This is a genomic window from Virgibacillus sp. AGTR (assembly GCF_016919725.2).
Lineage (GTDB): Bacteria > Bacillota > Bacilli > Bacillales > Amphibacillaceae > Virgibacillus > Virgibacillus salarius.
On record NZ_JAJERH010000105.1, the window covers coordinates 1 to 10570 of the forward strand.

Here is a 10570-nt window from a genome sequence, read left to right on the forward strand (position 1 = left end):
ACCTCCTTCTTAGGTGAGATTTAGTGGTCGGGAAACCAACTTTATCTTACCATGAAGAGAGGCTTTTTTTTGACCCCACGCTTAAAGCTTTCCGGAACCCCTGGCACAGCCAGGGGTTTTCAAAAACATAAAAAAAGGGATACTGTTTTTACACAATATCCCTCATTTTCCTCCGTTTCCTCTGGCGGAATTTTGGCGGAGAACCTATTCATTTTTAATTGTTTTATCCATTTTACGTACCATCGAAATGCAGCCAAATCAACGTTTTCACTTCAAATGTCCTTAGTGAGTTACTCCCACTCAATGGTTGCTGGTGGCTTAGAAGTAATATCATACACAACGCGATTAATGTGCTGTACATCATTAACCAGTCTTGTTGAAACTTTCTCTAGAACGTCCCAAGGAATACGTGCCCAATCAGATGTCATACCATCTATTGAGGTTACAGCACGAATACCAATAGTGTAATCATACGTTCTTGCGTCACCCATAACACCTACACTACGGATGTTAGGAAGGACAGTGAAATATTGCCAAATATCACGATCTAATCCAGCTTTAGCAATTTCTTCTCGTAGAATGGCATCTGATTCACGGACAATCTCTAGCTTTTCTTCTGTAATTGCTCCTAAAACACGGATAGCTAATCCAGGTCCTGGGAAAGGCTGACGCCAAATAATACGATCAGGAATTCCCAGTTGAGAGCCTAGTTCTCTAACTTCGTCTTTAAATAATGTATTTAATGGCTCAATTAGTTCGAATTGCATATTTTCTGGTAATCCACCAACATTATGGTGTGATTTAATCGTTTGTGCGGTTTCCGTACCACTTTCAATAATATCTGTATAAAGCGTACCTTGAGCCAGGAAGTCCATATCCTTTAACTTGGTGGCTTCATCATCAAATACATAGATGAATTCATTACCAATAATTTTACGTTTCTTTTCAGGATCATCTACACCCTCAAGCTTCGATAGGAATCGATCTTTCGCATCCACTTTAATAATATTCATATGAAAATCATCAGCAAATACTTTCATCACATCATCCGCTTCATTTTTCCGAAGTAGACCATGATCTACAAAAATACACGTCAGCTGGTCACCAATTGCTTTGTGAATTAAAGCAGCTACGACTGATGAATCAACCCCACCACTTAACGCACATAAGACATTGCGATCTCCAACTATTTCTTGGATTTTTTCTACTTCCATTTCAATAAAGTTTTCAATTGTCCAGTTGCCTGTACTTTGACACACATCAAAAACAAACTGCTTTAGTAAATGATTGCCGTATTCAGAATGGCGTACCTCCGGATGATACTGAACACCGTATAATGCCTTCTCTGGATGACTCATTGCTGCAATTGGTGTAGAAGAACTCGTTGCATCAACAGTGAATTGCTCAGGCACTTGCTTGACTTTATCTCCATGACTCATCCAAACTGTTTGTTGCTTTGGTGAATCTTTAAATAGAATAGGGTCGCCATTTAAGTCGATAAGTGCTTTTCCATACTCACGATTAACTGCCTTTTCCACTTGACCACCAAAGTGTAGAGCCATTAGCTGCATTCCATAGCAAATTCCTAAGATAGGAATATCTAATTCAAATAATTCCGGATCACATCGGAAACTGTTTTCATCATACACACTATGCGGTCCCCCAGAAAGAATAATTCCTTTCGGGTTCATTTCCTTAATTTCTGCCGCTGTAAGCTTATGTGAATGTAATTCACTATATACGCCTAACTCTCTAATTCGTCTAGTAATGAGCTGATTATATTGACTGCCAAAATCCAATACTAAAATCATTTCGCTGTTGTCCATGTGCATAGCTCCTATCTATATTTTTTCTCCGCTCGCCTACTAGTTGTCTCCTGATTTTATGATGGAATACATGAATATAAAAAAGTGAAAGAAGCTTTTAAGGCTATTCTATAACTTTGCCTACACCCATGTGCAAAAATATACATTTTTACCATATAATGAAAACTGGATTCCTACCCCATGCAAATAAAAACTACCAGTAGCTAGCTTTGTACGCTGTATCCGATTCGATACTACGTAGAGGCGCACAGCTACAAATAGCGGAAAAGGATAGCTTTTAATAACTACTATCCCTTATCTGCAAAAAGACAGAAATCCAGAAATATACATTATTCCGATCTTCTGCCTTCATAGTCAGAGCATTTACGGCGCTCCGGTAGAAACTTTCGAACCATATTATCGAGGATATACGAACGGCGATATTGATATTACTATAATTATGTTCCTATTCTACTAACCATCATGACGGAGGTCAAGCCAATATCCGTTTGATTAAATTTTTCCATAATTGCGCAAGTTCTTGTTTAGGAGCTTGCTCGTTTTGTTCTCGATAGAGCAATTCTTCATAATGATAGGTCAGCTTACGCATTTCATTTGTTTCATATTTACGATCGATTTTCATTGCATATTCTCGTAAGGTTTCATCTGGAAGTTTGCCATTTCCATTATGTGCTAATAATTTTAATAAATAATGATAGGCAATTTGATAGTTCCTTGCATTCCAATTACTTGATACTTTTCGCTTTAAGAACCAAGTTTGCCAATGGTATCTAGTACGATATCCAATATACACCATAATCACAACCAAAATAATTGGAATAATAATATATTCCCACCTCATCGAAACCTTAATTTCTTCTGGTGAAGCTCCTGCAGGTTCTACCTCTGGCTGCTCCTTTGCTTGCTCTTCTTGTTCAGGCAGCTCCTGCTCCTCTTGTTGCTGCTGTTCCTGTTCATCATCTGTTTGCATACCAGTATTATCAATAGACGTTTGAAAATCCGCTAGGTTAGAAAATCCTTGGGTCGGCTCAAAAGGCACCCAACCTATTTCTGGGAAATACACCTCTACCCATGAATGTGCATTTGCATTCGTCACTTCGTATAAATTATTTCCTGACTGTTTATCAATTAATTCTCCGCCAGTAAAGCCCTTTGCCCACCTCGCTGGGATATCAAGCGTTCGCAGAAGCACTACCATCGATGTAGAAAAATTATCGCAATAGCCTGCTTGCGATTCAAATAAAAATTGATCAACATAATCTTGGTGTTTCTCCGGAACAGGAACTTCTGTCGTTTGATAGGTAAATCCATTACTGGAGAAATACTGTTCAATTGCCTTTGCCTTATCATAACGATTCTCTTTATCTGCAGTAATTTCTTGCGCTAGTTCGCCAACCCGTTCCGGAAGGCTATCAGGGAGCTGTAAATATGAATCATAAGGATCAGCTTGACCGGAAGCTTCTCGTAATGCGGTAATATCAAATGTTGGATAATCATAATTAATCGTATAGGTTTCCATGTTATCCATCAGCTCATAATCATCATTACGTAGCTGAATGGCTTCGGAACGTGCGTCCACAAAAGCCTCTGCAATTTTTGGATCGAGTTCTTTAAAACCATATGGCTGTAATAATTTATCAAACGAATGATTACCAAGAAACTTGACAGTTGCCTGCAACTTCTGAGAATCTACCGAATCATCGTACATTGGTGGTATCTTTTCAAATGGTATATAGTGTGGACTACCAGAAAACTCCCACCCTTTTCCCGTATAAACATCCTTTGTCTCGATTCGCCAGTAATGATTTTGCTCTGCCGTTGCTTGAAAAACCGGTGTATAATCCTGGACAAATGATCCACCCAAACGTGAATCATCTTCGCCATAACCAACTTTTTGGATGAGCGAATTATTTCCAGAGCTACCAGCATTCTCTGCAGTGCTTGTAATAAATGGTACAGGGTCCGGCCATTGTGGATCAAACTTTGGTGCAGCGAATCCTACAACAGAAGAAAATAATACGGTTAAGATTAATGGCAATATCCAATCAGGCGATTTCTTCACCCAAGTAAATGGAATGGATTCTCGATCCAACTCCTTCATAAAATTAGCAATACCTAACGCAATAAAGGCAACAATGAAGGTTCTAAATATAGCAAATCCGCCATTATAGGCTGTGAAGGTGTCTAATATCGTTAAGTAAATAAATGTTAATAAAACAAATAGCAGTATTCGTTTCATCACTACAAACCAGTAATGTAGCAGGTAGCTCATTAGCCAAATTAATAGAAGAAAGAGAACACTTCTAAAAAGTGGCGTCAAATCGTACCAGGTTTGCGCAAATAACGCTTGTACATTATATGAGATATCAAGAAATAACTGTTCAAACCACATCGGGCTTAAAAAAGTCGGATCTAGAAACAAGCTGTCAATAATAATAAATAAAGCAGTACCCTTCAATATAAATGAAATCCACCATTTTATTTGAAATAAGGAAAGACTAAAACAAAAGATACCATAAAGTATAAATATCATGATATTATTTGTATCTGTTATTTCCTGCAAAGGGTATAACCATTCTAGAAATAGCATGAAGCCACAAATATACAAAATAGAGGTGTAAAATATCGAATTACGTTGTTCCTGATTCATCATTTTCCTTTCACCTCTATTGGATTTTTCATCAACTGTTGTTGTGACAATACATGAATACGAATACCTTCAAACTGTAGTTGATGAATATAATGCTGATTAAGAGACATTTCTTTCGGCGATTGAATGAGCAAAACAATGACTCGCTTTGAACGCTGGTTTACTTTTTTAGTCATTTCATTAAAGTTATTATCAATATGGCTAGTAATAATTAAAATAACGCTCCCACTAGCTATCTTCATTCGTTCACGCTGCATCTGTAGCGAAAAGGATTGATTGCCACCAGGCTTCATTCTAGTAAGATGCTGTCTTACCATATCTGATTTTAATGGGTCATGATGTATCGGAAAATATACTGTACTAGCTCCTACTGTTAACAAGCCTATTTGAGTAGATTGCTTTTTCACATGTTCCATTAAAGAAAAGGTGACTTCTACCATTCCCTCAAACGTAACATCATTAAGATGCTCATCGGAGCAGCCATCTAATACTAGTAAGATATCCGTACTCTTCTCTTGTTCAAATTCCTTTGTCATAACCGTGTTCTTCCTAGCTGTCTGCTTCCAATCAATCCACGAAAATCGATCTCCAGGCATGTATTCTCGTATTCCTGTTGCCACATTTGTGTTATTTAATTGTAGCGCGGAAGAAGTCGTCGCGCCTTGCTCAAAGCTAATTATCTGTTCTTTAAATACCATTGGACGAGCATTTGGGTACACTACTAATTCATCAGCAAGTTGAAACACATGCTCCTTCTTTACGAGACCAAAGAAATCACCAGTACGTATGCGAACAGCATTTAAATAATGCTCACCTCTAGGGACATGTTCCAATTGATAAGTAAAACTAAACTCCCGTCTAAATGCAGGAAAAATGACTTTTTTTAAAGTACGACTAATAGTTAGCTTATCAGGATTATCCATATACCGATACTTGTCATTTTTGTTATCCAATTTTCGTAACGAACTTGGAATCACTTCTTCACATATGCAATAGTACAAAGGGAAAGCCAATTTCCTACGAATCGTTATGGTCACGGACACACTCTCACCTGCCCCAACAACCGACCTAGAAAACTTCCTTGTCACCTTCCAATTTTTTATGGGATGTAATAGAAACCCTATCTGATAACAAAAAATCGGAATAAATCCAAAGAATAAGAACCAACTTACGAATCCACCCTGAAACATTGCATAAGAGAATAATAATAGGAATAAAAAGACAACAAACAGCCCATTTAGTATCATTCGCACATGAGCGTTCATTAACTAAATTCCTTCCGAATAGGTACATGAGTACTTTTAACAATGGATGAAATGATATCATCAGCTGTTACGCCATCATATTTCGCCTCTGAGGTTAATATAATTCGGTGTGCTAAAACATATGGAGCAAGAAATTTAACATCATCAGGTAATACGTAATCACGCTCCATAATGTATGCATATGCTTTTGCTGCTTTCATTAGGGCGATGGATCCTCTTGGACTAACTCCTAAATAAATAGACGGGTTAGATCGTGTACTAGAAATTAAATTGATAATATAGTGCTGGACATTTTTGTCCACATAAACATTTGTTACTTCTTCTTGTATCCCTTTTAACTCTTCTCTAGTAAGTACAGCTTCAATAGATTCAATGGGTTGTTCACGAGCATTCCGTTCTAGCATTTCAAGCTCCTCTCCAAACGTTGGATAACCCATCTTTAATTTTAAAATAAATCGGTCTAATTGTGCTTCTGGAAGTGGATACGTGCCTTCATACTCAATTGGATTCTGTGTTGCCATTACAAAGAATGGACTAGCTAGAGCAATCGTTTTTCCATCTACGGTAACATTTTTTTCTTCCATTGATTCTAGGAGGGAAGATTGTGTCTTAGGGGAAGTACGATTAATTTCATCAGCTAAGATAATATTCCCCAAAATAGGTCCGCCACGAAATTCGAACTCTAACGTTTTCGGATTATAAATAGAAACTCCTGTGACATCAGAGGGGAGCAAATCTGGTGTAAATTGAATTCTACGAAAATCACAATCTAATGATTTAGCTATTGTCTTTACGAGCATTGTTTTCCCAACACCTGGTACATCCTCCAAGAGAACATGCCCTTGAGCTAGTAGTGCTACTAAACTAAGAACAGCTGCATCCTCTTTTCCAATCATTACTTTATTTATATTAGTTAATACCTTTTCAATCTTTACGTTATATACTGCCGTACCCTGCATACCCTTACCCCTCTCTGCCAAAACTGTTATTTTCATGTAATTTAAATATTCTTTCAGTTCAATTTATACCTATTTTATGCAAATTCCCTTTACTATCCATCCCTTTATCTCTTTACTATCATGCATATCTTTAGTGCTAATCCTTTGTCATGACTTAAAAAGAATTGGGCGAAATTTTGCTAAAGCACATTTATAATATTTACATCTAAAAGTTGAGATTAACTAGTCTATAAAGTGAAACTTCCATCCGTGAAGTTTGGTTTATCCCCCGCTGATTGGTAGAGTACCACAAGGGGATGACCTAAAGGCCTTTGAACCAATCAGACATGTACTGACAGTCGATCCTCTCTTACCAATATTGGTTTCACTTTATTTGAAGCGAGAGTGTTACTGCCAGTTATATGTGGGATAAACCTAATTAAATAAACATCTATTTCTAATTAGCCTACTATTACTATACTAAAAAAGCCCTACTAGTGAAAGGTAGACAATTAAATAGTTTTCCTTACTAATATAAACGTTTATGACAATACTTATACCTACAAAGGTGAAAATTCAATTCGCGGGGGTTACTGCCAATTATATGTAGGATAATAGCGAGTAATAGACTAGTTCATTATTTTGCGAATGAAATAGGAGATGGAGAAAAAAGTAGATACTCTTTTTCTATCTTTTCTATGTATCTTAGAAAAGCTCCAGCTTACTTCTATCCATCGTTTACATACACCCTTTTAATCCGACTCATTAAACTAGCAAGTACTTCATCTATATTACTATGTATCCAATCGGCAATGTCTCTCGCTGAGATAATCTGCTCATGCTGGCTTCCGATAATAACAACTTCATCTCCTTCATGAACATTAGGAATAGCGGTCAGGTTTACAAATGTTTGATCCAAGGATATTGTACCAATTATCGGTACACATTGGCCTTTTACCAACACCAGGCCATTATTAGAAAGTAATCTTTTAAAGCCATCACCATGACCGATAGGAAGAACGCCGATCTTCTCATTCGCTTTCGTTACATATTCTCCACCATATCCTACACTAGAACCAGGCGGTAAGGACCTTATATGAATTAGCTTTGATTTTAAAGACAATACTCTATTTAACGAAATCAGCTTATCCTGTCTACGATCTGGAGTATATCCATAAAGGGCAATCCCAGTTCGTACCATATCAAGATGCATATCCTCTCTTTCAATCGCGATTGTCGAAGCACCTACATGGTGTACGGGAAAGGAATATCCAGCTTCATGGAGCTTCTTTGTCGTCTGCGTAAACAAATGAAATTGGTTTTCTGTTGTCGCCCAGTCCCCTTCATCCGCACTAGAAAAATGTGTGAATATCCCTTCCCAGGACAGCCCGGGTAAATGATAACAAGCCTTACAAAAGGAGAGTGCATCATTTGGTTCGATCCCAAATCGTTGCAGACCTGTATTTAGTTTTAGATGAACAGGCATGCGTTTTTGCTGTCTAACAGCCATCTTACTAATCGATTCTGCTATATCTACTGAACTGATCGTTGCTGTCAAATGATGATATACAACATCCTTTGCTTGTGAGGAGGTTATAGGTGGTAGAATATGTATTGGGACATGGATACCACATTGACGGAGTAGAGACCCTTCTTCAACACTGGTCACTCCTATCCGATCTGCGCCAGCTTGGATTGCTTCCTGAGCGATGGGAACAATTCCATGACCATAGGCATTTGTTTTCACGACAGCCATCATCATACAATTTTTTAATTGTTTCTTTACCATTATTATATTATGACGAAATGCAGTAAGATTAACTTCCGCGATTGTATGACTAGCAGCTAATGTATTTACAAATTGGAACATTTTCTACCCCCCATTTACAATGAAGCTACCGTTCACTTAAGTCTTGAATAGCTGCAGCAAAACAATTGATAATCTCCCGAGTGATTTCACCAGGCTCTCCTGTTCCAATCTTATGATCATTTACAAATACAATTGGTACAATATCTAATTTGGTTGCTGAAATAAAAACTTCATCAGCCATCCGTAAATCATCTATAGTAAAGGCACACTCACGAACTGGAATGCCAGTTTCATAGCATAATTCAAGTATTTTCATTCTTGTAATACCGTTTAAAATGAAATGATTCGCTGGGTGTGTCATTACACAATTATCTTTTACAATGAACACATTAGAAGCACTTGCCTCTGTAATAATACCCTCTCGATGGAGAATAGCCTCTACCGCATTATTCTCTACTGCCTTTTGTTTGGCCATAACATTCGGTAGTAAGTTTAATGTCTTTATGTCACAACGTAACCAACGTATATCCTCCGTTATAATTGCCTTTGCTCCATTTTTCGCTTCTTCCTTCATTGTTTCTTCCACTTTTGTATAAGCAACTAATACAGGAGAAACGTTACTTGGATATTGATGCCATCTTTCAGCTACCCCTCTTGATATTTGTAAATAGACAACACCTTCCTTTAATTGGTTCATCGTTACAAGTTGTTTTAAGTTGTCCTTCAACGTGTCGATAGGACAAGGTAACATCATTTGAATTGCTTCAGCACTTCTTTTTAATCTTCTTAAGTGATCATCCAATAGAAAAAAATCCCCATCATACACACCAATAACTTCATAGACTCCGTCACCAAACTGATATCCTCGATCCTCTATATCAATAAGTCTACTTCTATCCATAATCGTTTGATTGTATAACATTTTATTCATCGCCAGACCTCCTAATGATTATTGAGAATACCTCTTTGCCAGATCTAACACCACCGATGTATCTACACGATTTCCACTAATGATAAGTACGACGTTGGAACCAATGAGAGTAGCTTTATTTTCTAGTATAGCTCCAATACTTGCCGCTGCAGCACCTTCAATAACTTGATGATGCTTATCGAGCATAAAAGCCATCCCTTTAGCAATTTGCTGTTCGTTTACTAATAAAATGTCATTTACATATTGTTGAACCATGGAAAATGTATATTGATTATTTAAACCAATACCACCAAGAAGGCTATCTGCTAGCGTATTATTTTCCGTAACTTCCATTGGCTTGCCCGCCTGCATACTCTCATACATAGCCGCTCCTCTTTCTGTAGAAACGCCAATAAGATATAGCTTCGGATTGGTTTGCTTTAATGCTACTCCAAGACCAGAATGCATACCACCTCCTGATAAGCCAGCAAGTACGGTATCTACTTCAGGCAGAGTTTCTAGCAATTCTAGCCCCATTGTTCCATAGCCTGCTATCACATACGGATCATCAAACGGATGGATAACAGTAAATCCATGTTCTCGCTGCAATTGATAACTATATTTTTCAGCGTCATCCTGTGATGTACCAATTACTTCCACACGAGCACCGGTAGATCTTAATACATCAACTTTTGCTTTGGGTACTCTATTGGAAATACAAATAACAGCATCGATATCAAGCTGTTTTGCAACATAACCAACACTAACTCCAAAATTCCCAGTGGAAAATGTAGTAATCCCCTTTGCTCTTTCCATTGGAGTTAAACTAAGGATCTTATTTGCTGCACCTCTTATTTTAAAAGAATTCGTTATATTCCAATTTTCCATCTTTAAATACACGGATTTTCCAGTTACGTCCGATAAATCATTTGAATAGACAAGTGAGGTAGGCTGAGCAATAGAAGCGATCCGTTTGCGAGCTTTCCAAATATCCAACAGGTCAACCTTTCTCATATCGCACCCTTTCCTTAATTCACTATTAGTCACTATTTCTTAAGAGTTGATCTTCCACATATGCAATATGCTGTTCCACTTGTTTTTGTACTAATTTAGCGTTCTTTGTAAGCAATGCCTCATATAATTGCTTATGTTCTTTATAATATGAGATTGG

General features: G+C 37.5%; 7 protein-coding genes and 1 riboswitch. All 7 genes read right to left on the bottom strand.

Going from position 1 to position 10570, the window contains the following annotated elements:
- Positions 1-290 precede the first annotated feature (290 nt).
- The gene (guaA, locus tag JUJ52_RS21670; RefSeq protein WP_228089192.1) at positions 291-1826 is read right to left on the bottom strand and encodes a glutamine-hydrolyzing GMP synthase; all 1536 of its coding nucleotides are present in this window, start codon (positions 1824-1826) and stop codon (positions 291-293) included.
- A gap of 331 nt (positions 1827-2157) precedes the next feature.
- Positions 2158-2259: riboswitch (purine riboswitch) on the bottom strand.
- A gap of 39 nt (positions 2260-2298) precedes the next feature.
- Entirely contained in the window at positions 2299-4479 is a 2181-nt protein-coding gene (locus JUJ52_RS21675) for a transglutaminase TgpA family protein (RefSeq protein WP_205389605.1), read from the bottom strand.
- Complete coding sequence (locus tag JUJ52_RS21680) at positions 4476-5741, bottom strand: DUF58 domain-containing protein (protein ID WP_205389604.1); 1266 nt, start codon at positions 5739-5741, stop codon at positions 4476-4478. Before JUJ52_RS21680 ends, JUJ52_RS21675 begins: the two co-directional genes overlap by 4 nt.
- Positions 5741-6700, bottom strand: a complete 960-nt coding sequence (locus tag JUJ52_RS21685; RefSeq protein WP_026679859.1) for an AAA family ATPase — start codon at positions 6698-6700, stop codon at positions 5741-5743. Before JUJ52_RS21685 ends, JUJ52_RS21680 begins: the two co-directional genes overlap by 1 nt.
- A gap of 706 nt (positions 6701-7406) precedes the next feature.
- A complete protein-coding gene (gene alr, locus JUJ52_RS21690; RefSeq protein ID WP_121604610.1) occupies positions 7407-8549 on the bottom strand; it encodes an alanine racemase in 1143 nt (380 codons plus the stop codon).
- Between the two features lie 25 nt (positions 8550-8574).
- Complete coding sequence (dat, locus tag JUJ52_RS21695) at positions 8575-9420, bottom strand: D-amino-acid transaminase (RefSeq protein WP_026679857.1); 846 nt, start codon at positions 9418-9420, stop codon at positions 8575-8577.
- Between the two features lie 18 nt (positions 9421-9438).
- Positions 9439-10413, bottom strand: a complete 975-nt coding sequence (locus tag JUJ52_RS21700) for a pyridoxal-phosphate dependent enzyme (protein WP_034678392.1) — start codon at positions 10411-10413, stop codon at positions 9439-9441.
- Positions 10414-10570 lie beyond the last annotated feature (157 nt).